General features: G+C 70.6%; 25 protein-coding genes and 1 pseudogene. 12 read left to right on the top strand and 14 right to left on the bottom strand.

The window, feature by feature from the left end:
* The first annotated feature begins 40 nt into the window (after positions 1–40).
* Positions 41–2,377, top strand: a complete 2,337-nt coding sequence (locus tag ACWDAG_RS14285) for a molybdopterin cofactor-binding domain-containing protein (protein WP_450695888.1) — start codon at positions 41–43, stop codon at positions 2,375–2,377.
* Between the two features lie 18 nt (positions 2,378–2,395).
* Positions 2,396–2,872 carry a (2Fe-2S)-binding protein gene (locus ACWDAG_RS14280; RefSeq protein WP_450695887.1) on the top strand — a complete coding sequence of 159 codons (477 nt, stop codon included), beginning with the start codon at positions 2,396–2,398 and terminating at the stop codon, positions 2,870–2,872.
* A 9-nt stretch (positions 2,873–2,881) separates the two neighbouring features.
* Here the strand turns inward: ACWDAG_RS14280 and ACWDAG_RS14275 are convergent, their stop codons facing one another.
* Complete coding sequence (locus ACWDAG_RS14275; RefSeq protein WP_450695886.1) at positions 2,882–3,841, bottom strand: LysR family transcriptional regulator; 960 nt, start codon at positions 3,839–3,841, stop codon at positions 2,882–2,884.
* 83 nt (positions 3,842–3,924) lie between these two features.
* On the opposite strand from ACWDAG_RS14275, the gene ACWDAG_RS14270 reads away from it, so the two are divergent.
* The 4 genes from ACWDAG_RS14270 to ACWDAG_RS14255 all read left to right on the top strand — a co-directional run bounded on the left by ACWDAG_RS14270 (position 3,925) and on the right by ACWDAG_RS14255 (position 7,141).
* Positions 3,925–4,617 (top strand): type 1 glutamine amidotransferase domain-containing protein, encoded by a 693-nt coding sequence (locus tag ACWDAG_RS14270; protein ID WP_450695885.1) that lies wholly within the window; start codon positions 3,925–3,927, stop codon positions 4,615–4,617.
* A 253-nt stretch (positions 4,618–4,870) separates the two neighbouring features.
* Positions 4,871–5,659: a hypothetical protein gene (locus ACWDAG_RS14265; RefSeq protein ID WP_450695884.1), complete on the top strand. Its 789-nt coding sequence runs from the start codon at positions 4,871–4,873 to the stop codon at positions 5,657–5,659.
* A gap of 143 nt (positions 5,660–5,802) precedes the next feature.
* Positions 5,803–6,762, top strand: coding sequence for a class I SAM-dependent methyltransferase (locus ACWDAG_RS14260; protein ID WP_450695883.1), 960 nt, complete (start codon positions 5,803–5,805; stop codon positions 6,760–6,762).
* Positions 6,763–6,922: 160 nt separating this feature from the next.
* Positions 6,923–7,141, top strand: a complete 219-nt coding sequence (locus ACWDAG_RS14255) for a hypothetical protein (RefSeq protein WP_450695882.1) — start codon at positions 6,923–6,925, stop codon at positions 7,139–7,141.
* On the opposite strand, the gene ACWDAG_RS14250 is transcribed toward ACWDAG_RS14255, so the two are convergent.
* Positions 7,138–7,983, bottom strand: coding sequence for a helix-turn-helix transcriptional regulator (locus tag ACWDAG_RS14250; protein WP_450695881.1), 846 nt, complete (start codon positions 7,981–7,983; stop codon positions 7,138–7,140). The two genes, ACWDAG_RS14255 and ACWDAG_RS14250, sit on opposite strands and share 4 nt — an antisense overlap.
* A gap of 101 nt (positions 7,984–8,084) precedes the next feature.
* Here ACWDAG_RS14250 and ACWDAG_RS14245 point away from each other — a divergent pair, with 101 nt between their 5' ends.
* Positions 8,085–8,792 (top strand): SDR family oxidoreductase, encoded by a 708-nt coding sequence (locus ACWDAG_RS14245; protein WP_450695880.1) that lies wholly within the window; start codon positions 8,085–8,087, stop codon positions 8,790–8,792.
* A gap of 107 nt (positions 8,793–8,899) precedes the next feature.
* On the top strand, positions 8,900–9,853 hold the full coding sequence (locus tag ACWDAG_RS14240; RefSeq protein WP_450695879.1) for an aminoglycoside phosphotransferase family protein: 954 nt from the start codon (positions 8,900–8,902) through the stop codon (positions 9,851–9,853).
* 44 nt (positions 9,854–9,897) lie between these two features.
* On the opposite strand, the gene ACWDAG_RS14235 is transcribed toward ACWDAG_RS14240, so the two are convergent.
* Positions 9,898–11,070 carry an epoxide hydrolase family protein gene (locus ACWDAG_RS14235; protein ID WP_450695878.1) on the bottom strand — a complete coding sequence of 391 codons (1,173 nt, stop codon included), beginning with the start codon at positions 11,068–11,070 and terminating at the stop codon, positions 9,898–9,900.
* 82 nt (positions 11,071–11,152) lie between these two features.
* Between ACWDAG_RS14235 and ACWDAG_RS14230 the strand changes: the two genes are divergently transcribed.
* Complete coding sequence (locus ACWDAG_RS14230) at positions 11,153–11,728, top strand: CGNR zinc finger domain-containing protein (protein WP_450695877.1); 576 nt, start codon at positions 11,153–11,155, stop codon at positions 11,726–11,728.
* 48 nt (positions 11,729–11,776) lie between these two features.
* Here the strand turns inward: ACWDAG_RS14230 and ACWDAG_RS14225 are convergent, their stop codons facing one another.
* The 7 genes and pseudogenes from ACWDAG_RS14225 to ACWDAG_RS14195 form a co-directional block, all read right to left on the bottom strand.
* Entirely contained in the window at positions 11,777–12,523 is a 747-nt protein-coding gene (locus ACWDAG_RS14225) for a phosphotransferase family protein (protein WP_450695876.1), read from the bottom strand.
* A 57-nt stretch (positions 12,524–12,580) separates the two neighbouring features.
* Positions 12,581–12,691, bottom strand: a pseudogene (locus ACWDAG_RS14220) (electron transfer flavoprotein subunit alpha/FixB family protein); the annotation flags it as partial.
* A 19-nt stretch (positions 12,692–12,710) separates the two neighbouring features.
* On the bottom strand, positions 12,711–13,457 hold the full coding sequence (locus tag ACWDAG_RS14215; protein ID WP_450695875.1) for a GntR family transcriptional regulator: 747 nt from the start codon (positions 13,455–13,457) through the stop codon (positions 12,711–12,713).
* A complete protein-coding gene (locus ACWDAG_RS14210; protein ID WP_450695874.1) occupies positions 13,450–14,616 on the bottom strand; it encodes an acyl-CoA dehydrogenase family protein in 1,167 nt (388 codons plus the stop codon). Before ACWDAG_RS14210 ends, ACWDAG_RS14215 begins: the two co-directional genes overlap by 8 nt.
* A gap of 25 nt (positions 14,617–14,641) precedes the next feature.
* Positions 14,642–15,832 (bottom strand): CaiB/BaiF CoA transferase family protein, encoded by a 1,191-nt coding sequence (locus tag ACWDAG_RS14205; protein ID WP_450695873.1) that lies wholly within the window; start codon positions 15,830–15,832, stop codon positions 14,642–14,644.
* Positions 15,829–16,716, bottom strand: coding sequence for a hypothetical protein (locus ACWDAG_RS14200; RefSeq protein ID WP_450695872.1), 888 nt, complete (start codon positions 16,714–16,716; stop codon positions 15,829–15,831). Before ACWDAG_RS14200 ends, ACWDAG_RS14205 begins: the two co-directional genes overlap by 4 nt.
* A gap of 219 nt (positions 16,717–16,935) precedes the next feature.
* Positions 16,936–18,183 carry an MFS transporter gene (locus ACWDAG_RS14195; RefSeq protein WP_450695871.1) on the bottom strand — a complete coding sequence of 416 codons (1,248 nt, stop codon included), beginning with the start codon at positions 18,181–18,183 and terminating at the stop codon, positions 16,936–16,938.
* A gap of 143 nt (positions 18,184–18,326) precedes the next feature.
* Between ACWDAG_RS14195 and ACWDAG_RS14190 the strand changes: the two genes are divergently transcribed.
* The gene (locus ACWDAG_RS14190; protein WP_450695870.1) at positions 18,327–19,247 is read left to right on the top strand and encodes a LysR family transcriptional regulator; all 921 of its coding nucleotides are present in this window, start codon (positions 18,327–18,329) and stop codon (positions 19,245–19,247) included.
* 27 nt (positions 19,248–19,274) lie between these two features.
* Here ACWDAG_RS14190 and ACWDAG_RS14185 read toward each other — a convergent pair whose 3' ends face one another.
* The 3 genes from ACWDAG_RS14185 to ACWDAG_RS14175 form a co-directional block, all read right to left on the bottom strand.
* A complete protein-coding gene (locus ACWDAG_RS14185; protein ID WP_450695869.1) occupies positions 19,275–20,105 on the bottom strand; it encodes an aldo/keto reductase in 831 nt (276 codons plus the stop codon).
* A 29-nt stretch (positions 20,106–20,134) separates the two neighbouring features.
* Entirely contained in the window at positions 20,135–21,346 is a 1,212-nt protein-coding gene (locus ACWDAG_RS14180; RefSeq protein WP_450695868.1) for an MFS transporter, read from the bottom strand.
* Between the two features lie 171 nt (positions 21,347–21,517).
* Entirely contained in the window at positions 21,518–21,976 is a 459-nt protein-coding gene (locus ACWDAG_RS14175; protein WP_450695867.1) for a MarR family winged helix-turn-helix transcriptional regulator, read from the bottom strand.
* Positions 21,977–22,111: 135 nt separating this feature from the next.
* Here ACWDAG_RS14175 and ACWDAG_RS14170 point away from each other — a divergent pair, with 135 nt between their 5' ends.
* Together ACWDAG_RS14170 and ACWDAG_RS14165 are read left to right on the top strand one after the other, a co-directional pair.
* The gene (locus tag ACWDAG_RS14170) at positions 22,112–22,645 is read left to right on the top strand and encodes a 2'-5' RNA ligase family protein (protein WP_450695866.1); all 534 of its coding nucleotides are present in this window, start codon (positions 22,112–22,114) and stop codon (positions 22,643–22,645) included.
* A 120-nt stretch (positions 22,646–22,765) separates the two neighbouring features.
* Entirely contained in the window at positions 22,766–23,119 is a 354-nt protein-coding gene (locus ACWDAG_RS14165; protein WP_450695865.1) for a hypothetical protein, read from the top strand.
* A gap of 18 nt (positions 23,120–23,137) precedes the next feature.
* On the opposite strand, the gene ACWDAG_RS14160 is transcribed toward ACWDAG_RS14165, so the two are convergent.
* Complete coding sequence (locus ACWDAG_RS14160; RefSeq protein WP_450695864.1) at positions 23,138–24,160, bottom strand: helix-turn-helix domain-containing protein; 1,023 nt, start codon at positions 24,158–24,160, stop codon at positions 23,138–23,140.
* Positions 24,161–24,584: the final 424 nt, after the last annotated feature.

The following is a 24,584-nucleotide window of genomic DNA, read 5'->3' as shown; positions in this document are numbered from 1 at the left end:
CCGCCATCGAGGCGAGTGCCGCGCGCTTGGAGGACCGCTGATGGGAGCCCATGAACACCCGCAGCCGCAGGATGCCGATCCCGCTCCCGGCGGCATCGGGCGCAGACGCTTCCTGGGATACGTCCTTGCCGCCTCGACGCTCACCGTCGCCGCCGAGCTCGGTGAGACCGTCCTCGCGCCCACCCGGGCCGCGGCGGTCGTCCCGTCTGTGCCCGGACCGGCAGAGATCTACGACCTCAACGACATGCTCACCCATGCCACCCTGCCCACCGCGAACCTGATCACCATCCGGGTCGAAACCGACGGCACCGCCTCCTTCGCCCTGCCCCGGGCCGAGGTCGGGCAGGGCATCACCACCTCCAGCGCGATGCTCGTCGCCGAGGAACTGGACCTGCCGCTGGACAAGGTCCGCGTCACCCTCGCCGACGCGCGCCCCGAGCTCCTGTTCAACCAGCTCACCGGCGGATCCAACACCACCATCTCCACCTTCACCCCGATCCGGGTGGCGGCCGCCGTCGCCCGCGGCCGGCTCCTGGAGGCGGCCGCCCTCGAACTGGGCGAGACCGTCGACACCCTCACCGCGAAGCTCGGCGTCATCACCTCCTCCGTGACCGGCAAGAGCCTCACCTACGGTGAACTCGCCGAGAGGGCCGCCGCAGTGACGACCAGTCAGGTATCGGTCACGCTGAAGACATCCTCCGAGTTCAAGGTCATCGGGACCGCGCAGCGACGCGTCGACGCACTGGAGGCGGTCACCGGCCGCAAGAAGTTCGCGATGGACGTGCACGTGCCGGGCGCGCTGCCCGCCATGGTGTGCCGTCCGCCCACGATCAACGGCACGGTCCGCACGATCGACAACCTCGACGAGGTGCGGGCCATGCCCGGCATCACCGACGTCGTACGGATCTCCACCGGCGTCGCCGTCCGCGGCCGCACCTTCGGGCAGTGCATCGACGCGGTGCGCGCCCTGAAGGTCACCTGGGGCCCCGGCACCGTGGACGACGCCTCCGACGACACCATCCGCGACGAACTGCGCAAGGCCGAACTCCCGCTGCCCGCCCTCGACCTGCTGACCAAGTCGGTCGACGCCCGTTTCACCTTCCACTTCGCGAGCAACAGCGCCCTGGAGACCAACTGCGCCGTCGCCGACGTACACGAGGACTCGGCCGAGATCTGGGCCAGCCTGAAGTCCCCGATCACCGCCCAGGAGCAGATCGCGCTCACCCTGGGACTTCCGGTGAGCACGGTCAAGGTGCATGTCACCCAGGGCGGCGGCTCCTTCGGACGCAAGCTGTTCCACGACGGCGCCGCCGAGGCCGCGGAGATCTCCAAGGCGACGGGCAAACCGGTCCGGCTGATGTGGCACCGCACCGACGACTTCCGTCAGGGCCGCACCCACCCCATGTCCACCTCACGGGTGCGCGCCACCTATGCGCTGGGTCAGGTGCTCACCTACGACCAGCGCCACACCTCCGTGGCCACCGACTTCGGCCACGGTGTCGGCGAGATCATCACCTCCGAGGCGGCCCGGCTGCCGGTCGGCGACCTCACCTTCTCCGAGACGATCTTCACGCTCACCCAGCAGACCCCGTACGACTTCGGCGTCGTCACCCAGTTGCTCAGCGAGACCGACAAGGGCTTCCACACCGGCTCCATGCGCAACATCTACTCGCCCAATGTGCGCTGCGCGCAGGAGCTGATCGTGGACGAGCTGGCGAAGCGGATGGGCAAGGACCCGTATCGGTTCCGCCGCACGTTCCTGAAGGACGAGCGGGCTCGGGCCGTCCTCGACAAGGCCGCCGAGGTGGGCAGTTGGGGCCGTGACATGCCGGCCGGCACGGCCCAGGGGATCGCCCTGCACCCCGAGTACCACGCCTGTGTCGCCGTCCTCGCCGAGATCGACTGCCGCCCGCAGACCACCGGCCGCAAGGTCCCCGACGCCTACACGGGACCCCGGGTCACCAAGGTCGTCTGCGCGGTCGACGCCGGGCTCGCCGTCAACCCGCGCGGCCTTCAGGCCCAGATGATGGGCGGCATCATGGACGGCATCGCGATCACCCTCAGCTCCGGACTGCATCTGGACAACGGGCATTTCCTGGAAGGCAGTTGGGACAACTACTTCTACACCCGTCAGTGGAACACCCCGCCGGAACTGGAGATCGTCGTCATGCCGCCGAGCACCGGCGAGCCCGGCGGTGCGGGCGAGCTGGCCGTCGCGGGCGCGATGGCGGCCGTGGCCTGCGCCTACGGGCGCGCCACCGGCACCATGCCGACCACGTTCCCGATCAACCACGCAGGTCCCCTCGGCTTCGAGCCGCTGCCCACCTCCCCGCCGATCCCGGCGTCCCCCACCGACGGCCTGAGCCGCGCCTACTAGGAGCCCAGGAGGTTCTCCGTGCCCGAACACACCTTCATCCTCAACGGCAGAGCGGTGACCGTGGACATCGAGGACGACGTACGGCTGCTGTGGGTGCTGCGGGACGTCCTGGGCGTCACCGGACCGAAGTACGGCTGCGGGCTCGGCGTGTGCCAGGCCTGTACGAGCCACATCAACGGCAAGGCGTTCAACCCCTGCAGCGTCCCGGTCAAGGACCTCGGCCCCACCGACGAGGTGACGACCATCGAGGGACTGCCCGCCACTGTCGGCAGGGAACTCCACCCGATGCAGGAGGCCTGGCTGGAGTACGACGTCGCACAGTGCGGCTACTGCCAGCCCGGCCAGATCATGACCGCGGTCGCCAAGGTCCGCCAGGCCCGCGCGGAGGGCCGCGACATCACCGAGGCCGACCTCGACGAGATCCGCAACGTCTGCCGGTGCGGCACGTACCACCGCATCCGCGAGGCGATCATGGCGGGCGCGAAGAAGTACTGACCCGTTCGGTCAGCTCCTTCTCACGGCCTCCAGCAGGTGGTCGCGGACCAGGGCGACGTGCGGGTTTGCGGAGGCGCCGGGGCGCTGGACGAGGAAGGCGGTGTTGATGGGTGGGTCGTCCGGGTCGTGCAGCAACACCAGGGCGCCCGAGGCCAGTTCGGCGGTGCACAGATAGCGGGGGAGCACCGTGAAGCCCGTACCGCCGGCCACCGCCGCCTTGACCGCGTTCAGGTCGGGCATGGTGACCGCCGGCTGGCAGACGAGACGCCTGCCGAAGACATGACGCCAGTAGCGGCGCACGATCGGCAGGTCCTCGGCGTAGGCGACCAGCGGCACACCGTGGAGCGCCGCGGGCCCGGCCGCGGCGATCCCGGCCGGCCCGCCGATGCGCTCCGCCCAGACGGGGGCGGCGACCAGCACGAACTCCTCGTCCGCGAGAGGCACGGCGGCCAGAGTCCGGCCGCGCGGCCGGAAGGTCGCGATCACCAGGTCGTGGCGGCCCGCCTTCAGGTCGTCCAGGAGCGGCTCGGTCAGACCGGGGGTGATGCGCAGCCGCACGCCTCCGGCCACCAAGGGCGCCAGGCCGGGCAGCACGGAACGGGTCAGGAACTCGTGCGGTCCCCCCAGATGCACCGGCTCCGGCGGCTGGTCCTCGGCCGTTCTGCCCCGGCCGGTGATGGTGGCGAGGGAATCCAGCGGCTGCACGATCCGGGAGGCGAGCTCGTCCGCGTACGGAGCGGGGGAGACGCCGCGCGCCTGGCGCTGGAACAGCTCGCGGTCCAGTTGCCGTTCCAGGGCGCGCACCTGCGTCGTGACCGTGGGCTGCGACAGCCCGAGCAGACGCGCCGCGGACGTGAATGAGCCCGTGCGGTAGACGGCGAGGAACGTGCGCAGCAGATTCAGATCGAGTGCCGCCGACCCGCCGACCTGTGCCCTCTCCTCCCGGCCATTGGTTTCCCTATTCCTCATATCGATGAGCCTATTGGATTCCGATGGCAGGCGGGACTTACGGTTGGATCACCACCCCGCTGACGACCCCTCGGAGACAGAGCATGTCGAAGATCCTTTTCGTGATGACCGGCGTCGACTACTGGACGCTGGCCGACGGCACCCGCCACCCCACCGGCTTCTGGGCCGAGGAGGCCGTCGCCCCCTACGAGGCGTTCAAGGCCGCCGGTCACGAGATCGTCGTCGCCACCCCGGGCGGTGTCGTACCGACAGTGGACAAGGGCAGCCTCGCCGCCGAGTACAACGGTGGACAGGAGAACGCCGACCACGTCGCCGGGGTGCTCGCCGCGGCCACCGAGCTGCAGCACCCGATCAGCCTGGAGGACGTGGACCTCGACGAGTACGCCGCCGTGTACTACCCCGGCGGCCACGGCCCGATGGAGGACCTCGCCGTCGACGCCGACTCCGGCAAGCTGCTCACCCTCGCCCTGGAGTCCGGCAAGCCGCTCGGTGTCGTGTGCCACGGCCCGGCCGCGCTGCTCGCCGCCGAACAGGACGGCGTCAACGCCTTCGCCGGGTACCGGGTGGCCGCGTTCACCAACGACGAGGAGACCCAGTCCGGCTTCGCCGACAAGGCCAAGTGGCTGCTGCAGGACCGGCTGACCGAGGCCGGCGTGCAGGTCCAGGTCGGTGAGCCGTGGGCGCCGCACATCGTCGTCGACCGCAACCTCGTCACCGGCCAGAACCCGGCCTCCTCCGCCCCGCTCGCCGCGGAGCTGCTCAAGACGCTGGGCTGAACCACGACCACCGGCGGCGGGTCCTCGCCACACATGACCCCCACGACTGTGGGTAGCCGTCCCGGCGGACCGCAGGCGGGCACGACACGGTGCCCGCCCGTTCGACCCGCTGATGGGATCAACCGTGACCGACCACTCTCCCGACGGTGCCGCCGTGTACACGGTGCCGTGCCGGCTGGTGGTGCGCGAGTCCACCTGACGGTTCCCGTCGCGGCGTTGACGGATGCCCGCCGGGCTCCCGACGATGATCGGCATGCGTTTCCTACGGCGACTGCGCGGCGACCTCTCCGCAGGAGAGAACCTGGAGCTCTACGTCACGGCCCTCCTCTCCCTGACTCTCGCCGTACTCGGAGTGTTCGACGTGGCCGGCGGCAAGGTCCTCGCCGCGGCCACCCTGGCGACGCTCGCCCTGCTGGCCGGGAGCCTGCTGGGCAGCCGGCGCCAGATCGCCGACCTGGCCCGGGAGGTCCGGGCCGGCCGCTCCGGTGAGGTCTCCGCGGTGGACTTCTTCACCAGTGACAAGCCCGACGCCGTCGAACAGGTCCGAGCCGCACGGGACATCAGGATCGTCGGCATCACCCTCGCCCGCACCTTGCGCAACCTCGTCGACGAACTGGAGCAGCGCGCCACGGCCGGCGCAGTCGTCAGGGTGGCACTCATCGACCCGACGTCCACGGCGCCCGCGGAGGCCGCCCGTCGCAGCACCATGGCCGACCGGCCCGAGGTCTACGAGAACCGTTTGCGCCCCTCGATCGACCTGCTCAAGGAACTCGTGGAGCGGCCGGGAGTGGACGGCAGGGTCGAGGTCAGGTTCCTGCCCTTCGTGCCCGCCCACGGCCTGATGCTCCTGGATCCCGGACGGTCGAACGGCGTCATCCACGTCGACGTCTACTCCCACAGCTCCGCCAGCGGGGACGCCGTCTTCACGGTGAAGCCGGGGCGCGACGGTCACTGGTACGAGCACTTCCAGACAGAGTTCGAACGTGTGTGGGAATCTGGCCGCCCGGCAACCGCGGCGGACGGCTTTCCCGGCACGCGGTAATGGGGGAGGGGGGCGTTTCCCTCTGGGGAGGACAGGCATCCCGCTCGGCTGTCGAGGCCGAGTGCCGCGGGGGCGCCGAGCTGTTCACCGGACGTTCAAGCAGGCGACAGTTTGTTCGGTCTCCAGTGAGTAGGTTCCCTTGCATGGCGACTGCACAGGCAACCGACAACAATCCCGACGAGCTGAAAGACGTCCCGGGCTGGTTTCCGCCGTTGGATCAGGTCCTGTTCACCTGGTTCCTAGAGCGGCAGGAGACGCGCGGGTTCGGGGGCGACCTGCTGGAGCTCGGCGCCTACATGGGCAAGAGCGCGATCCTGCTCGGCCAACACCGCCAGGACGGCGAGGAGTTCACCGTCTGCGACCTCTTCGGCGGCGACGCCCCGGACGGAGCCAACCAGGCCGAGACGGCGAAGTCGTACTCCTCGCTCACCCGACAGGCCTTCGAGCGCAACTACCTCTCCTTCCACGACACCCTGCCCAGGGTGATCGAGGCACCGACCTCCGTGATCTCGAAGGAAGTGGCCCCGGGTAGCTGCCGCTTCGTCCACATCGACGCCTCGCACCTGTACGAGCACGTCCACGACGACATCGGCGCGGCCCGCGACCTCCTGGTGCCCGACGGCATCGTCGTCCTCGACGACTTCCGCTCCGAACACACCCCCGGCGTCTCGGTCGCCACCTGGGAGGCCGTGCTCAACCGCGGACTGCGCCCGATCTGTCTCAGCACCCAGAAGCTCTACGGCACTTGGGGTGATCCGCAGCCGGTGCAGGAGGAGCTGCTGGCGATGCTCAGGGACCGCGCGGACGTCGGCCTGAGCGTCCAGGAGGCCGCGGGACACTGTCTGGTCCGCACCCGCGCCCAGAAGGGAATGCAGCCGCCGCCCTTCCCGCGCTCCCGGCACTACACGGCACCCGAGCCGTCCAAATCCCCGGCGCCGGCCCCTGCACCCACCCCCGCCGCCCCTCCGGCTGCCGCGACCCGCCGCCCCCGCTCCCGGGTCCGCCGCATCGGCGTGGATCTGCTGCCCCCCATCGTCACCCGGGCGATACGCAGGGCTCTCGCCCCCGGAGCCCAGGGTGCCCCGCGGCGTGTGGCACGTTGAGGGGCGGCGCGCGGCGGGCCTCGGCGCCTGCGAAAAACCCGCGCCTGCGTCCTGGCGTCGGTTCGCGGGCCGTCTGCTGCGCGTGAGGCCGTTCGCGCAGTAGTCCCAGACCTCGTCCGCGGTGAGCGGGTGGGCCTCCTCCTGCCCGCTCGACTGAACGTTGGACACGACCGTCCGCAGGGTCGTCGCGGGAGCCCGGCAGCTCGACCGGCTGGTCATCCTGGCCGGTGTACCGCTGGACCGGGCAGCCGTGGCGCTGCTGCGGCAGGTCGCCGATTCGGAGCCGCTGCGCCCCGGGGACGTTGCTGTTCGAATGCAGCACACCGCGGCCGAACTGCATGCGGTCGTGGGAGGCGTGGCCGGGGAGAAGCTCCGCTAGACCTTCCCGGTCAGGTTCTGCGTGCCGAGCACGGAGACGAGGTCCAGCTTCTCGGCGGCCTCGGTGCCCGGTTCGGCCGAGTAGACCAGGATGTGCAGGTCGTTCTCCTCCACCCGGAGCAGGTCGCAGTCCAGCGTGAGCACGCCCACCTGCGGATGCTCGACCGTCTTGCGCGAGGCCGCCATCCGGCCGACGACCCCCGCGTCCCACAGCTGGGCGAACCGCTCGCTCTTCGCACGCAACTCCGCTATCAGACGCCGCAGTTGACGGTCGGCCGGATAACGGGCGGCGGTCGTCCGCAGCTCGGAGACCATGCCGACCTGGAAGGCGCTCCACTCCTGCGGCGTGTGCCGTACTCGGCTCGGAAATCCCAGGAAGTTGCGCCACACGCCGTTGCGTTCGAACCCGCGCAGGCCGGACGGGTCGCCCATCAGCGCCGCGTACATCGGGTTGGCCACCAGCAGCGTCATGGCCGCGTCGGAGACCGCGACCGGCGTGTCCACCAGCCGGTCCAGCAGCCGCTGGACGCTGGGCGTGATGAACCCGGGCACCACGTCGGGACCCGGCGGTACCAACTCCGCAAGACCGTAGAGATACGCGCGCTCGTCCCCGGACAGCCGCAGCGCCCGGGCCAGCGCCTCGACGACCTGCCCGGAGGGGTTGGCCGCCCGCCCCTGCTCCAGACGTGTGATGTAGTCGACCGAGATCCCGGCCAGCAGTGCCAGCTCCTCGCGCCGTAGACCGGCCGCCCGCCGGTGACCGCCGGACGGCAGCCCCGCCGCCTCCGGGGCGACCCGGTCTCGCCAGCGCCGCAGCGATCGTCCGAGTTCCGTCACCGTCATGCCCCCAGTGAACACCGCGGGCCGCACATCTTCCTGGTACTGCGAGTCCCAGGAAGAAGGGTCTCCTGGCTGAGTGCGGTGGCGCGCCGCAGTCTGGACGCATGACGACAACACTGATCACCGGAGCCAACAAGGGCATCGGCCACGAGACCGCCCGCCAGCTCATCGCCGCAGGTCACACCGTGTACGTGGGGGCCCGCGACGCCGATCGCGGACGCCGCGCCGCCGAACAGCTGGGCGCACGCTTCGTCCTGCTCGACGTCACCGACGACGCCACGGTCGAGGCCGCCGCCAAGACCGTCGAGGCCGACGGCGGACTCGACGTACTGATCAACAACGCCGGCATCGAGACCAGGGGCGAGGGCAACACCGTGCCCACCGCGGAGTCCGTGACCGCCGACCAGATGCGCAACACCTTCGAGACGAACGTCTTCGGCGTCGTCCGCGTCACCCACGCCTTCCTGCCCCTGCTGCAGCGCTCGGCCGCGCCGGTCGTGGTCAACGTCAGCAGCGGCCTGGCCTCGCTGACCCATCTCTCCGACCCGGACCACCCCGCGCACTTCTACCCGGGAATCGCCTACCCGACGTCCAAGACTGCGCTCAACATGCTCACGGTGCAGTTCGCGAAGGCGTTCCCGAACATGCGGATCAACTCCGTCGAGCCCGGCTTCACCAAGACGGACCTCAACGGCAACACCGGCACCCAGACCGTCGAGCAGGCCGCCCGGATCATCGTGCGCATGGCCCAGGTCGCGCCCGACGGCCCGACCGGCGGCTTCTACGACGTCAACGGCCGGCTGCCCTGGTGACGCCCGGTCGACGGCCCCGCGTCCGCGGTCCGACAGGAGGCCTGCCGACGGGGGAAAGTGCCCGGTGCGGTCGGTGCGGTCGGTGCGGCTGCTGGTCTAATGCGCGGATGGAGAACATCCCCAACGCGGAGGCCTCACGCACCGACCGGTGGCTTGCCTACTTCGCCGACCGCGGGCACACGGGGGTCCGCCGTATCGGCGCCGGTGTCGAGGGCGTCGTCTACAGGCTGGGGGAGGGCCGGGTCGCCAAGGTGTGGAGCGGTCGGCCGCCGGCCGATTTCGAGCTCACCCGCCAGGTGTACGCGGACATTGCGCGGCACCCGTTGCCCTTCTCCACCCCGGCGATCCTGGACGTCGACGACCACGAGGGCGTCCTGGTGACGTATGAGCGTGAGCTGCCCGGGGTCCCGATGCGGGTCGACTCCGCACAGGCGGACTATGAGCGCGAGCTGTCTCCACAGCACAGCGACGCGCTCCTCGCCGTTCTGCGGGGAATGGCCTCCGTGCCCGGCACCGACGCGATGCGCCAGTTGACCGTCCAGGGTGACGACCGTCCACTGTGGCGCGATCACGACAACTTCCGCGAGGCGCTCGCCGCCCTGGTCGCGCGGGCCGCGGCCCGCCACGGTACTGCCCTGGCTGCCCATGTGTCCGACTTCCACGCAGGGGTTGAGCGCACGCGAAAGGCACTGCGCTCACTCCCCGACGCCCCGGTGACAGCGATCCACGGCGACCTCGTCCCGCCCAACATCCACGTCGACGCGGCCGGGCGACCCGTGGCGGTGCTGGACTTCGGCTTCTACACGACCGCAGGCGACCCGGCCTTCGAGGCCGCTGTCACCGCCGCCATCTGGGACATGTACGGGCCGCACGCCGCAGAGCACACCGCGGAACTCACCCGGCTCTTCGCCCACGAGCTCGGTTACGAGCCGGCAACCCTCGCCACCTATCAGGCCGCATACGCTCTGACCACCTACGACCTTTTCGGCCTGGACGACCGCGACGGGCACTTCCGATGGTGCGCGGAACAGCTTCGGCGCAATCCCGTGTTCTGCGCCTGAAGTGAACGTCCGACCGCGCTGAACTCGCCGGGCCGCCGCCGCGGTCAGGGATTGGCGGCCAGCACTGCCGCGAGGCCTTCTTGCAGGTCCTTGACGAAGTACTCGGGAACCTCCAGCGACGGGAAATGTCCCCCGTGTTCGGGCGACCCCCATCGGACGATCTGTCGGTACCGCTCCTGTGCCCAGGGGCGCGGGCACTTCTCGACGTCGCGGGGATACGCGGTGATGGCTGACGGGACGTCGACCCGGAGTTCGGGATCGAGCGAGTTGTGGCTTTCGTAGTAAATACGGGCCGCCGATGCGCCGGTCCGGGTCAGCCAATACAGGGTGACGTCATCGAGGACGCGGTCCATGGAAATCGTCTCGAACGGGCTGTCTTCGGTGTCCGACCACTCGGCGAACTTGTCGAGGATCCAGGCAAGGAGCCCGACCGGTGAGTCGACGAGCGAGTAACCGATGGTCTGCGGCCGGGTCGCCTGCTGCTTCGCGTATGCCGCGCGGTGGCGCCAGAAATCCCGGGTTTCCTCGGCCCACCTGCGCTCGACCGCCGTCAGTCCGTCGGTTGTCAACCCGGGCGGCCCTTCCGCGAACGTCGTGTGGATGCCGAGAACATGCGCCGGGAACCTCCCGCCGAGAACCGTGGTGATATTGCCTCCCCAGTCGCCGCCGTGGGCTGCGAATCGGCTGTATCCGAGCCTTCCCATCAGTTCCACCCATGCGGCGGCGATCTTTTCGGTTCCCCAGCCGGTGGTGGCCGGCTTGTCGCTGAAACCAAAGCCTGGCAGCGACGGGACCACGACGTGGAATGCCGGCGCGTCCGCATCTTTCGGATCTGTCAGCTCGTCCACTACATCGATGAACCGGACGATGCTGTCCGGCCAGCCGTGCGTCAAGATCAGAGGAATGGCGTCTGCGCGCGCGGATCGGCGGTGCAGGAAGTGGATTCCCAGATCATCGATGGTCGTGCGGAACTGGCCGACCCGGTTGAGGCGCTCTTCGAACGACCGCCAGTCGTATCCGGTGCGCCAGTGGTTCACGACATCGACGAGGTCGGCGAGCGGAACGCCCTGTTCCCATCGGCGGGGGCCGGGCTCGGCGCGATGGACCGTCTCGGCCTCCGGTAGCCGCGCCGTGGCCAATCGCGCGCGCAGATCGTCGAGGTCGTCGTCAGTTGCGTGAGCTTCAAACGCTTGTACGTCGTTGGCTGGACGGGGCATGAGACCTCCTGGCCATCGCGGAACCGGCTAAGACGGTTCTAACAGTCCCCCGAGGCAAGCCGCAACCGGCTAAGGTGGTTCCATGCGTGATGGGTTCCCTGACTTCCGCCTCGGCAGCGTGCTGGCGACCAGCTTCACGGGGACTCTGTCGGAGCGTCATGGCAACGCTGTGGAGCGCATTCCGACACCGCAGCGACTCGTCGACTGGCTGGCAGCGAACGGCCTCGCCGTGGACTCCTGCACCACTGCCCAGCTCGACCTCGCTCGGGAACTGAGGGAGTCGATTCACGCCGCCGCGACAGCGGCCGCGCTCCAGGACGCTCTCCCTGCAACTGCCGTCCAAGTCATCAACGACTGCAGCACTCGGGGGCGAGCAGCTGCGATCCTGACGCCCGAGGGCCATCGCCAATGGCGGCTCAGCTCGGCTTCCCGTGTGGAGGACGCCCTCGGTGTGATCGCCGCCGACGCGATCGGCATCATCGCGGGCGAACGAGACGGAAAGCTTGCCTTGTGCGCATCACCCACCTGCCAGGCCGCCTTCTTCGACACCAGCCAAAGCCGGACCCGCAAATGGTGTGACATGAACACGTGCGGGAATCGTGAGAAGAAGGCGCGCTTCCATGCCAAACAGCGCGGCAACCCCAGATCAGCGAAGTGATCGTCGCCTCGGTACGTACCGGCGGGTCCCACGCCTGCGACCCGAGCCTCACATCCGGGATCTCAGCACATCCACCTCACAGCCCGGCGCGAAGGCGTCGAAGCCGTGCTCGATCAGCCAGCGAACACTCAGCAGGCTTCGCAACGCCCACCACGCGTGGATCACGTCGAGGTCGATGTCCGTGCCATAGCCGGCGATGACGTCGTCGAGGTGCTCCTCATGTCCGAGCGTGAAGGTGGCCAGGTCGTAGAGGGCATCACCCTGGCCCGCCTCGGACCAGTCGATGATGCCCGTGACCTCTTCGCCGTCGACGAAGACGTGCGCGATCTGCAGGTCGCCGTGTGTGAACGCCGGAGTCCACGGCCGGAGCGCGGCCTCGGCGACCTGGCGGTTGCGGGTGACCAGGTCGGCGGGCAGGACGCCGTTCGTCACGAGCAACTCGCACTCGGCGTCGAGTTCCGCGGTCAGCGCGCCGATGGTCCGGCCCGCTCGGCCCGGCCGGGGCGGCAGGGGAGCGTCGTGCAGCTTCCGGATGGCGGCGCCCGCCGCGGCCCACGCCGCCGACGACCCGGTCGACGGCCCGCCGAGGCGCCCAAGCGTCGTCCCCGGGAGTGCGGCGACCGCGAGCACCGGCGGCTTGCACCACAGGACCTCCGGGGTCGGGACCGGCGCGAGGGACATCGCCTCGACCTCGACATCGATACGCGCCTGATCGGCGTCCACCTTCAGGAACATGTCGCCGACGCGCAGAGTCGCGCGCTCGGAATGGGCGACGACGACCTTGACCTCGTCCATGGTCGACCAGTATCCCGAAGGTGATCGCCGACGTCGCCCGGTTTATCACGTGCGATGTCAACCACCCTTGCGGGTGCTGATCTCCTCGGTGAGCTGGGGGACGACGTCGCAGAGGCCGCCGACCACGCCGTAGTCGACGAGGTCGAAGATCGGGGCCTCGGAGTCCGTATGGACGGGCAGCCGTAGATCACTGACCGCTGCGCCGCAGCCGCACGCGGTACGAGTAGTGCTCGGGCAGGAAGTGGCTGATGGCCAGCTCGACGAGCCGGCCGGCGACCGTCTGGTAGACGCGGTCGATGCGCAGCAGGGCGCGGCCCGGCTCGCAGCGCAGGTGTTCGGCGATCTCGGGCGAGGCCTCGGCGACGGTGATGCTCTGCTCGGCCTCGGCGATCGGTTCGGGCAGCCGCTGGTCGAGTAGGCCGATCACGGTGAACGCGTTCGGTGTGCCCGCCAGCGTCAACTCATCGACAGATTCCAGTAGTTGACCGACTGAGGGTGGCAGCCAGACCGATGTGTGGCAGAACGCGACGTCCTCGTGCAGTCGTAGAAAAGCCAGTTTGTGCACCCGGTCCGTGTTCAGGCCCAGTCGTCCGGCCGCGTCGACGTCGACCCGTCGGTGCAGAGGCGTGACGACGTCCATACGGGTGTCGATGGACAGCCCCATCAGGTCGTCCACCGAGCCGAACTGCCGCAGGTACTGCTCTTCCCGGGGCGTCGCGAACGTGCCGCGCCCGGGCACCCGGTAGACCAGTCCCTCGGCCACGAGGTCCTGGAACGCCCGGCGCACGGTCTGCCGGCTCACCCCGTAGGTCTCGGCCAGCTCCGCCTCGGTGGGCAGGCGGACACCGTCCGGGTAGTCGTGCCGCAGGATCGCCACCCGCAACTCTCTCCCCAGCCGTGAGTACGTGCTCTCCCGCTGCGCCTTCTCAGCCATCGAGACCGCCCCTTGCCACCAACTGCGCGGCGATCACGTTCCGTTGGATCTCGTTCGTGCCCTCGCCGACGATCATCAGGGGTGCGTCGCGGAAGTACCGCTCCACGTCGAACTCCGTCGAGTAGCCGTAACCCCCGTGGATCCGCGCGGCGTTGAGCGCGATCTCCATGGCCGTCTCCGACGCGAACAGCTTGGCCATGCCCGCCTCCATGTCGACCCGGCGCCCGGCGTCGGCCTCCCGGGCCGCGTACAGCGTCAGTTGGCGGGCGGCCGTGAGCTTGGTCGCCATGTCGGCGAGGTAGTTGCCGATGGACTGGTGGCGCCAGATCGGCTTGCCGAACGACTCCCGTTCCTGGGCGTAGCGCAGCGAGTCCTCCAGGGCCGCCCGCCCCACGCCGAGGGCCCGGGCGGCGACCTGCAGCCGCCCCGTCTCCAGCCCCTTCATCATCTGGGCGAAACCGCGGCCCTCCTCGCCGCCCAGCAGGGCATCGGCCGGTACGCGGTGGTCCTCGAAGGACAACTCGCAGCTCTCGACGCCCTTGTAGCCGAGCTTGGGCAGATCGCGGGAGACGACGAGGCCCGGTCCGTGCTCGGCCAGCAGGACCGACATGCCCGCATGGCGGGGACTGGCGGCCGGGTCGGTCTTGCACAGCAGCGCGATCAGGCCGGCTCGGCGGGAGTTGGTGATCCAGGTCTTCGCCCCGTTGACGACGTACTCCCCGCCCTCCCGGCGCGCGAGTGTCGTCATCGCCTGCAGGTCCGAACCGCCGCCCGGCTCGGTGAGCGCCATCGTGGCGCGCACCGCCCCGGTCGCCAGCCTCGGCAGATACCGCTGCTTCTGCTCCTCCGTCCCGTACTGCACCAGGAGCCTGGAGACGACGGTGTGCCCGCCCATCGCTCCGGCCAGGCTCATCCAGCCGCGCGCGAGTTCCTCGGTGACGAGTACGAAGCACGGTGTGGATACCGGGTTGCCGCCGTACTCCTCCGGGATTGCCAGGCCGTAGATGCCGAGTTCCTTCATCCGCTCGATGAGGTTCTCGGGATAGGTGTCGGTGTGCTCCAACTGCTGGACGTCGGGCTTGACGTCCTTGTCGACGAACTCCCGCACGGTCCGGACGACGAGGCGTTCGTCGTCGGAGAGGATGTCCAGGACGCTCATGGGGCGCAACTCCACATCGTCGGGGTCAGATGACGGCCTCGGCGCGCAGCGCCCGGATGTCGTCGGGGGTGAGGCCGAGGCCGGTGAGGATGGCCTCCGTGTGCTCGCCCACCGCGGGCACGGGGTCCATGCGTGCGGGGATGCCCGCGAGGTCGGCCGGCGGGAGCAGCGCCTGTACCGTCGCGCCGGGCACGGAGACCTCGCGCCAGCGCTCGCGGGCCGCCAGCACCGGATGGTCCAGGAACGCGGCGACGTCGTTGACCCCGGCGCACGCGATGCCGATCTCCTCCAGGTCCTTGAGGATGTCCTCGGCGTCGGAGCGGGCGCAGCGCTCGGCGACGATCGCGTTGAGGGAGTCACGGTGCGCGACCCGGTCGGAGCCCGTCGCGAAGCGCGGATCATCCGTCAACGCCGGCTGCCCGAGGAAGTCCGCGCACAGGGCGGCCCACTCGCGCTCGTTCTGGATGGAGAGCAGTACCTGCTTGCCGTCGGCCGTCGGGAAGGCGCCGTACGGTGCGATGGTGGCGTGCTGGGTGCCGAGCCGGGCGGGCTGAGTGCCGCCGTAGCGCGTGTAGTTGGCGGGCTGGCCCATCCACTCCGCCAGCGCCTCGAACAGGGACACCTCGACCGGATGGGTGCGGCCGGTGGTGGCCCGTGTGTACAGGGCGGTGAGGACGCCTGTGTAGGCGTACATCCCGGCGGCGATGTCGGCGACGGAGATCCCGACTCGTGCCGTCTCGTCGGCGGTGCCGGTGAGCGAGACCAGACCGGTCTGGCACTGCACCAGCAGGTCGTACGACTTGCGGTCGGCCCATGGCCCGCTCGTGCCGTAGCCGGAGATCGTGCAGGGGATCAGCCGCGGGTAGCGGTCGGCGAGCGCATCGACGCCGAGACCCAGCCGGCCGGTGGCACCGGGCGCGAGATTCTGTACGAACACGTCGGCGCCGTCGAGGAGTTGGTGCAGGATCTCCATGCCCCGCGGATCCTTCAGGTCCAGCGTGAGGGATTCCTTGGAGCGGTTGAGCCAGACGAAATAGCTGGAGTGGCCGTGCACCGTCGTGTCGTAACGGCGGGCGAAGTCGCCCTCGCCCGGCCGCTCCACCTTGATGACCCGGGCGCCGAGATCGGCCAGTTGCCGGGTGGCATAGGGAGCGGCCACGGCCTGCTCCAGGCTGACGACCGTGATGCCGGACAGAGGAAGCTGATGCACCGTCATGTCTCCTGGCCCTCGTAGGGGATGTACGGGAAGTGCTTCCGCGGCGGCTCGGCCGCGCCCGTCCACGTCTGCCCGACCAGCAGCGCCGGTCGGGTCCGCGGGCGGCAGCCTCGGCCGGCACGTCGGCGTCGGACGGCGGACGCCCGGGTGCGCCGGGTGGCGGCGCCGGCTCGGTGTGCACCTCGCGGCCGTCGGCAAGGCCGATGCGCAGGGAGATCCGACCGTCCGAGCGAACTGCTCCCGTCTGCCGGCAGGTCGGCGTGGACGCGATCGACGAGCGTCTGCGCCGCCGGACGCCGCACCGCGCCGTCCGTGAAGCTGTCGAAGCCCGGACAGTCGTCGAGCAGTGCCGCGGCCACCGCGTACGGCAGTGAGAACTTGCCTTCCAGGCCGGTCACCGGGCGGGGCTTCCGGGGACGGCCGGGGTTGGCGGGGAAGTCCGTGGCGGGCTTGCCGCCGACCCGCTCCAGCCAGGCCTCCAGGACCCGCGGATCGGCGGTGGCACCCGCCTGCGCCGGCCGTGCCGCCCGTACGCCCGCATCGGCGGCGAACCCGGCCTGCAGCGACTTGCCCTGCGTCCCGAAGGCCTCCTGCCCATCATCGGCGGCGAGCCCGGCCGCGACCGCGGCGGCCGGGGCACCCGCAGTGCGGGTCGCGTGCCGGCCGGCCGCAGAGTGCCCCCGGCCGAGCTTCGCCCCGAGCAGCGCCATGACTCCCGCACCGGCGAGATACGCCCGCGCGTCACCGTCGGCCGCGAGCACCGCCGGGACGGTGACCACGGAGATGTGAGCCATGGCCGCCCAGCGCGCCGCGTCCGGCAGCGGAGCGGTGACGCTGCGCAGGGGATGCACGCGGGCGCCCAGAGCGGCGCGGGCGACGGTCAACGGTCCCCCCAGGGATTCGGTACCTGCTCAGCTTTGTACGGCCAAATCCACGGCCCTGTCAACGCTGTCCTCAGTGCCATGACCTGTGTCTTGGTGCACGCTCTTGATGTGTCGGGGCAGACATCCGGGCAACGGCGAGACTTTGTACGCAACAATGCGCGGGGCTGCGAGCCATCGCGAGGAAGCCCACGCCGGCGCGGACGTGGTCCCACTTGCGGCTCAGGCCGCTTCGTCGACGTTCGGTTGCGCCATCGCCGCGGAGCCCGCGATACGGCGGGGCAGCAGCAGCGGGGTGGCCAGAGCGAGGAGACCGGCGATGGCGATCGCCGCGCGGGGGCCGGTCAGGCCGGCCAGCAGGCCCCACAAGGCGGTCATCGCGGCGGTCGTCGCCTTGGTGGTGACCGACCACGCGGAGAGGGTGCGTGCCACCCGGCCCGGGTCCGTCTGCCGCAGCCGGATGGTGGAGTACACCGGGTTGAAGACGGCACAGGACACGATCACCCCCAGCTCCATGACCATGACGAGCACCAGCCCCGCCGTGCCGGGCCCGACGAAGGCGAGGCCGATCGGCCAGCACGCACGCAGCGTCCCCGAGACGAGCAGCACCCGGCGCTCTCCGAACCGCGGCACGAGCCGGCGGGCCAGCCGCGAGCCGATCAGGCCGCCGATGCTGGGTACGGAGAAGGCCAGGCCGTACTGCCAGGCCGTGAAGCCGAGATCGCCGACCATCAGCACGGCGAGCAGCGGAAGCGACACCATGATCAGGGCGTTGTACAGCACCGTGTTGAAGAACATCGGTCGCAGCGTCGGATGGGTGAGGATGTACCGCCATCCTTCGAGCAGGCTGCCGGCCGGCGCCTGCCCCGGCCCCGGCCGCCCGGGCGGCTTCTCGGTCCCGCCGATCGCGCGGATCCCGACGGCCGAGAGCAGGAAGCTGACCGCGTTGGCCACCACGGTCATCACCGGTCCGAAGACGCCCATCGCGGCCCCGCCCAGGGGCGGCCCCAGGATGGTCGCGGTCCACTGGGTAGCCTCGAACCGTGCGTTCGCGGCGAGCAGGTCCTCCGGCGGCAGCAGTGACTTGACGAAGGCCCCGCTTGCCGCGGTGAAGCTGATGTCGGCCGCTCCGACGACGATCGACACAACCAAAAGTTGTACGAAGGTGAGCGCGTCGAGCGCGAACGCGACCGGAATGGTCAGCAACACCCCACAGCGGACCAGATCCATGGACATCATCACAGGCCGCTTGCGACGGAACTCCATCCACGGCCCGAGCGGCGTCGCGACCGCCGCCCCCACCGCGAGCCCGGCCGCCGACAGCACCGCCACCTCGGTCGCCCCGGAATGCAGCACGATCACCGCGATCAGCGAGAACGCGTCGAAGGCGAGCCATGTCCCGATCGCGCTGACGGTGTAGGCCCCCCACAGCCATCCGAACTGCCGCCCCAGCGCCTGCCCGCCCCGCATGCCAGCCTCCCCGCCCCGCCCGAATCCCGACCGGCGACATCAAAGCGGGTCGCGCGGCGCGGGGGCAAACAACCGACGCGCGGGTCGGTCAACAACGGGAAGTTGTAGGTCGGCCGACAACCGGACGTTGTAGAAAGGGGCGCGTGGACATCGACGCAGTGCGCACGTTCGTGGCCGTCGCGGATGCCGGGCAGTTCCGGGAGGCCGCCCTCGGCCTGGACGTCACCCAGCAGGCCGTCTCCAAGCGGGTCGCCGCGCTGGAGAAGGACCTCGGCGTGCGGCTGTTCACGCGCACTGCGCGTGGCGCCCAGCTCACCGTCGACGGCCAGGTCTTCCTGCCCCACGCCCGCGAACTCCTGCAGGCCGAGGAGCGCGCCGCGGCCTCCGTGCGGCCCGGCCGCCGTGCCCTGCGCGTCGATGTGATCGGCCGTCGGCTCGCCCCGGCCGACCTGGTACGGGACTTCCACCGTGCCCACCCCGACTCGGCCCTCGACGTCGTGACGCTCTTCGACGCCGACGCGGCGATCTCCGCAGTGCGCTCGGGCACCATCGACGCGTCCTTCCGCGCCCTCACCCTCCCCTCGCGGCAACTGCCCGAGGGCATCGAGGCGGCCCGCGTCCACGACGAGCCCCTCGAACTGCTCACCGGCCCCCGGCATGCGCTCGCCTCTGCCCGCTCCGTCACCCCGGCCCAACTGGCCGGACACCGGATCTGGATGCCCGGCAACGTGGCCGGCACCGAATGGGCCGCCTACTACGACGACCTGGCCGCGGCCTTCGGCTTCACCATCGAGGTCACCGGTCCCGACTTCGGCACCGAACCGCTCCTGGACACCATCGCCGACTCCTCGCTGCTCGCGACCTTCGTCGGCGTACAGACCCGTATGGTCTGGCCGGCCCACCACGACCTGCGCCGCATCCCCGTGCGCGACCCCACGCCCGTCTACCCGCACTCGCTGATCTGGCGCGCGGACAACCCGCATCCGGCGCTGGCGTCGCTCCGTGCCCACCTCGGCACCGCCCGGCAGGCTGCGGACACCTGGACCCCGAAATGGGCCCAGTGACGGCCATGAACCGGCGGCGTCCCGCGGTCAGTTGAGGGTGTCCGGGTCGGGGCCGGTGCGCAGGCCCCGGTCCAGGGCGGCGATCGTGGTCATCTCCTCGTCGCCGAGGACGAAGTCGAAGACGTCGATGTTCTCGCGGATGCGGGCAGGCGTGACGGACTTCGGGATCACCACGTTCCCGAGCTGAAGGTGCCAGCGCAGCACCACCTGCGCCGGCGACTTGCCGTGCCGCTCGGCGATCTCCGTCAGCGTGGGCTCGCCGAGCAGCGCGCCCTGCGCCAGCGGACTCCAGGCTTCCGTGACGATGCCCAAGTCCGCGTGCAGAGCCCGCAGTTCACGCTGCTGGAGGCCCGGATGCAGCTCGATCTGGTTGACGGCCGGCACCAGTGCGCTGCCCTCCAGCAACCGATGCAGATGTGCGGGCCGGAAGTTGGAGACACCGGCCGCGCGGATCCGCCCGTCGGCCGTGAGCTTCTCGATGGCCTGCCAGGATTCCCGGTACAGGTCGCGGGCCGGAGTGGGCCAGTGGATGAGGTAGAGGTCGACGTACTCCAGGCCCAGCTTGGCCAGGCTCGCTTCGAACGCGCGGAGTGTGGAGTCGTGCCCCTGGTCGGGGTTCCACAGCTTGGTGGTGACGAACAGTTCCTCGCGGGTGATGCCGGAGGAGGCGAGGGCGGCGCCGACGCCGGCTTCGTTGCCGTAGACGGCGGCCGTGTCGATGCTGCGGTACCCGGCCTCCAGTGCGGCGCTCACCGCGGCGGTGGTCTCGGCGTCGGGGACCTGGAAGACGCCGAAGCCGAGCTGGGGGATCTCGACGCCGTTGTTGAGGGTGACGGTGGGGACAGCAGTGGGGGCCATGTGCTTTGTGTTCCTTGCGAGTTGGCGGATCAGTGCCGTGCGGCGGCCGGGAGGTGCTCGGCGGATGCGGATGCGGCCACGACACGGCCGGCCGGGCGGGTGCGGCGGTCGAGGAAGGCCGCCAGGAAGGACAGGAGCAGTGCGCTGCCGGCCAGCAGGGCGCCGACCCAATTCGGTGCCGTGTAGCCGAACCCGGCCGCGATGACGAGGCCGCCGAGCCAGGCGGACAGCGCGTTGCCGAGGTTGAAGGCACCGATGTTGGCGGCGGACGCCAGCGTCGGGGCGGCCGAGGCCTGGTCGAGCACCCACTTCTGCAGCGGGGGCACGGTGGCGAAGCCCAGGGCTCCGATCAGCGTCAGGGTGAGCGCGGCGAGGACCTTGTTGTGGGCCGTCGCCGTGAACAGCAGCAGCGCCAGGGACAGGGCACCGAGGGCGGTGAACAGCATGGGCATGAGGGCCCGGTCGGCGAACCGGCCGCCCACCAGGTTCCCCAGGAACATCCCGGCCCCGAACAGCACCAGCAGCCAGGTCACCGCACCGGCCGAGTAACCGGCGACCTCGGTCATCATCGGTGTGATGTAGGTGATCGCGGCGAACACCCCGCCGAAGCCGAGGACCGTCATCGCCATCGCGATCCAGACCTGCACGTTGCGGAAGGCGGCGAACTCGCCACGGATGGTGCCGGACTCCGGGCGGCCCAGCTCGGGCACCAGCTTCGCCACCCCTACGAGGCCCGCGATGCCGAGCGCGGCGACCGCGGTGAAGGTGACGCGCCACCCGGCGGCCTGGCCGATGTACGTGCCCAGCGGGACCCCCACGACGTTGGCGACGGTCAGGCCCGTGAACATCAGGGAGATCGCGGAGGCCTTCTTCTCCGGCGCGACCAGACCGGCCGCCACCACGGAGCCGATGCCGAAGAACGCGCCGTGCGCGAGGGAGGCGATCACCCGGCCGGCGAGCATGACGCCGAAGGTCGGGGCGAACGCGGACAGGGTGTTGCCCACCACGAACAGGCCCATGAGGAACATCAGCATCTTCTTGCGGGAGACCTTGGTGCCCAGGACCGTCAGCAGGGGCGCGCCGAAGACGACGCCCAGGGCGTAGCCGGAGACGAGCCAGCCGGCGGTGGGGATGGAGACGCCGAAGTCACCCGCGACCTCGGGCAGCACGCCCATGATCACGAATTCCGTGGTGCCGATCCCGAAGGCCCCGATGGCCAGGGCCAGGAGGGCGAGAGGCATGGGAAGTACCTTCCAGGCGATTGCGTATAACGCTTACAGGCGTCGACAATAGTTGCAGGCGCGCGATAAATGCAAGCGCGGTGTATCCCTGAAGCGTGTAGCAGGCGTCTGCAAGTACATGGCCGAACGAAAACCCCCGCAACGACGACTCCGGCGGCGGGGGTTTCGGGGTCAGGCAGGAACGCGAAGCGTCTCGACGGCTTCGACCAGAGGGGCGAGTTCCGGGCTCTGGGCGGCCTCGTCCAGAGCCTCGCGCAGGGCCGCCTCGTTGGTCGGGCGGGCCTCCTCCAGGAGTGCGAGGCCGGCCTCGGTGACGTTGGTGTAGATGCCGCGCCGGTCGGTGGGGCACAGGTACCGGGTCAGCAGTCCGCGGTCCTCCAGGCGTGTGACCAGCCGGGTCGTGGCGCTCTGGCTGAGGACCACCGCGTCGGCGACCTGCTTCATCTGGAGGTGGCCGCCTTCGCCGTCGTGCTGCCGGCTCAGTACATCCAGCAGGGAGTACTCGCGCACGCTCAGATCGTGCCCGGCCTGCAGGGCGCGCTCGATATGGGCCTCGATCCTGCCGTGCAGCAGCGACAGGGCGGACCAGCTCGAGGCGAGCGCGGTGAGCGCAGGATCCGTCGCGGTCATGGGCTGGGTCCTCCGTCCCGAAATGCCTTCGGTCCAGGATAGGGCATCTGTGAAATTGTCGGCGAGAGCTGGTATGACGCGTACGCAAGGAGTGTCGGGTCGCGGTCGCGGGCATCCACCTGATACACCCATGGCATGGCAGACGAGGAATCCGGTCGTTTCGTAGCGGGGCAGACGGCGCTCGTCGTGCCCGTACCCGAGGCGGAATCCGTTGTCCGGCCCTGGCGGGACCGCTTCGACCCGGCGGCCCGAGCCGGTGTCCCGGCCCATGTCACCGTGGTCTTCCCGTTCCTGCCCGCCTCCCTCGTCGACGCCGGGACCTGTGCCGCCCTGGATGAGATCTTCGGGCGCCACCGCTCCTTCGAGGTGCGGTTCGAGAAATCCGGACGGTTTCCCGAGGTGCTCTACCTGGCACCCACCCCCGACGGTCCGTTCCGCAGGCTCACCCAGGCGGTCGTCGAGCGCTGGCCGGAGGCTCCGCCGTACGGCGGGAAGTACGAGCCCCACCCGCATCTGACGGTCGCCCAGGGCCAGGACGAGGCCGTGCTGGACGAGATCGAGGCCGGCCTGCGCCCCGTCCTGCCCTTCGCGGCTCGCGTGCCCACGGTCGACCTCGTGGCCTACGACGGCACCGACTGGCTGCACCGGGCGTCGTTCGCCCTCCGGTAGCCGCCCCGAACCGAGCGCGTCGTCGCCCGAAACCGCTTGGCCCCGGCACCGGCGTCGCCGGTATCGTCCCGTTTCCCGAGCAGCCGCACCGGCGGCCGATCCCTCCGGAAAGCGAACGCCATGACCAGCCCGCGCCCGACGACCACCCTGTGGCGCCCCACCGGCCCCAAGGAGCTGGACCTGGTCCGTGAGCTGGAGTGGCGCGCATGGCCGCCCCGGCTGCCCGAGCAGCCGATCTTCTATCCGGTGCTCAACGAGGACTACGCCATCAAGATCGCGCGGGACTGGAACGTCAAGCACGACGGCGCCGGCTTCGTCACCCGCTTCGAGGTCGACACGGAGTTCCTGAGCCGGTACCCAGTGCAGCGGGCCGGTGGCGAGACCATCCTCGAACTGTGGGTGCCGGCCGAGGAGCTCGACGAGTTCAACGCCCACCTCCACGGCGAGATCCGGGTGGTCCACGAGTTCCGGTGAACCACATGCGCCGAGGGGCTACGGCCGCGCCAAGTGCCGCATTGTCAGCGCCAGTTGCAGCCTGAGCCGGCCCTGCGGGGTGCGCAGCGGCCAGCCGAGCAGGTGCTCGGCCTGGGTCAGGCGGTCCTGGAGGGTGGAGTGGTGCACGTTGATCTCGGCGGCCGCCGCGCGCTGGCTCGCCGTGGCGGCCACGGCATGCAGCGTGGCCAGCAGCCCGGGCAGCGCGCCCGCCGCCGCTTCCAGGGCCCGCACATCGGGCGGCGGCTCGGCGCCCGGCAGAACGAGGTCCGCGAGCAGCGCGATGCCGCCCAGCTCGTCGGCGTACACCACACGCGGGCCGGGATCCCGTGGTGTGCCGTCGGCCGTGAACCGCAGGGCCGTGCGCGCCGCCGCCCAGGAGCCCGGCAGGTCGAGCACGGGGACGGCGGGCCCCACCCCGAGGCGGCCGACGGGCAACTCGCCGTCGCTCGGGCGGACACCGGCACGGGCCGCCAGGATGCCGGGCGGGCCGTCGCCGGGTGCAAGGGCGCGGATCCGTACGGCCGGGTCGGCGGTGTCCATCCCGAGGCGGCGGGCCGCGTGCAGCCGGGCCGGCTCGGGAACCGTGGCGTCGAGGAGTGTCTCGATCAGAGCCGGGTCGTCGGCGGGGGAGGCCGGGGCGCGGCCCCGGGTGCGGTCCAGCACCAGCCGTATCGCACCGGCGGCACGCTCCAGGATCACCGCGTCGACGACGCTCGGCCCCGTTCCCGCCCGCTCCAGCCAGAGGGCCGGGGCGCCGCCGGGCTCCAGTGCCGCGCACGGCCAGTCCGGTTCCGGCGGCGCTTCGGTGTCCTTGCGGGTGCCGTCGGGCTCGACCCGCACCCGCACACGCCGGCCGGCGTCGACGAGCCGCGCGGGACATCCGGCCAGCACGGCCGCCCCGCGCACCAGCGCCTCCAGACCGGCCCTGGTCTCCGCCAGTCGGTCGAAGTAGGCGATGACCCGCACGGCGGCACCGGCGTCGGGATCCAGCGCGGTCAGGCGCCCGGCCAGCTCTTTCATACGGGCCATCATGCGCCATGAGGCACCCGGTGAGGAGCGCCCGCGGCAGCCGGGCCGCACCGCTTGAGCGGTGCGGCCCGGCCTTCGGTGAAGTTTCCTGCCGGGAGGCCCGCCGCGGCTGACGCGCTCGTCCGCGGTGAACCGTGCGTCGAGGCTGTCGTGACGGCCGAGGTCGTCTGTGGCTCGGGAGCGCCGTCGACTGGCGGCGTCAGGGCGCTGCTGGAGAGGTTCCGCTCGGTGATCGGCCGGCAGGCCCCGTCACGGTCGACGCGTCCTGCGCATCCGGGGGGCTGGTGCCCTCGTACCTCTGCCGACGTCGGCCCTTCCCGCTCGGAGACGAGACCCTGCTGCCGTTCCCGGTCGACAAGGCCGTTGAGCGGGTCGCGCCCGTGGCCCGCTCACCCGACTCCTCGGGCGCACCCGC

Source organism: Streptomyces sp. NPDC001157 (assembly GCF_053598255.1).
Note: the sequence above shows the minus strand (reverse complement) of the source record. Positions and strands in the feature narration are given on the sequence as shown.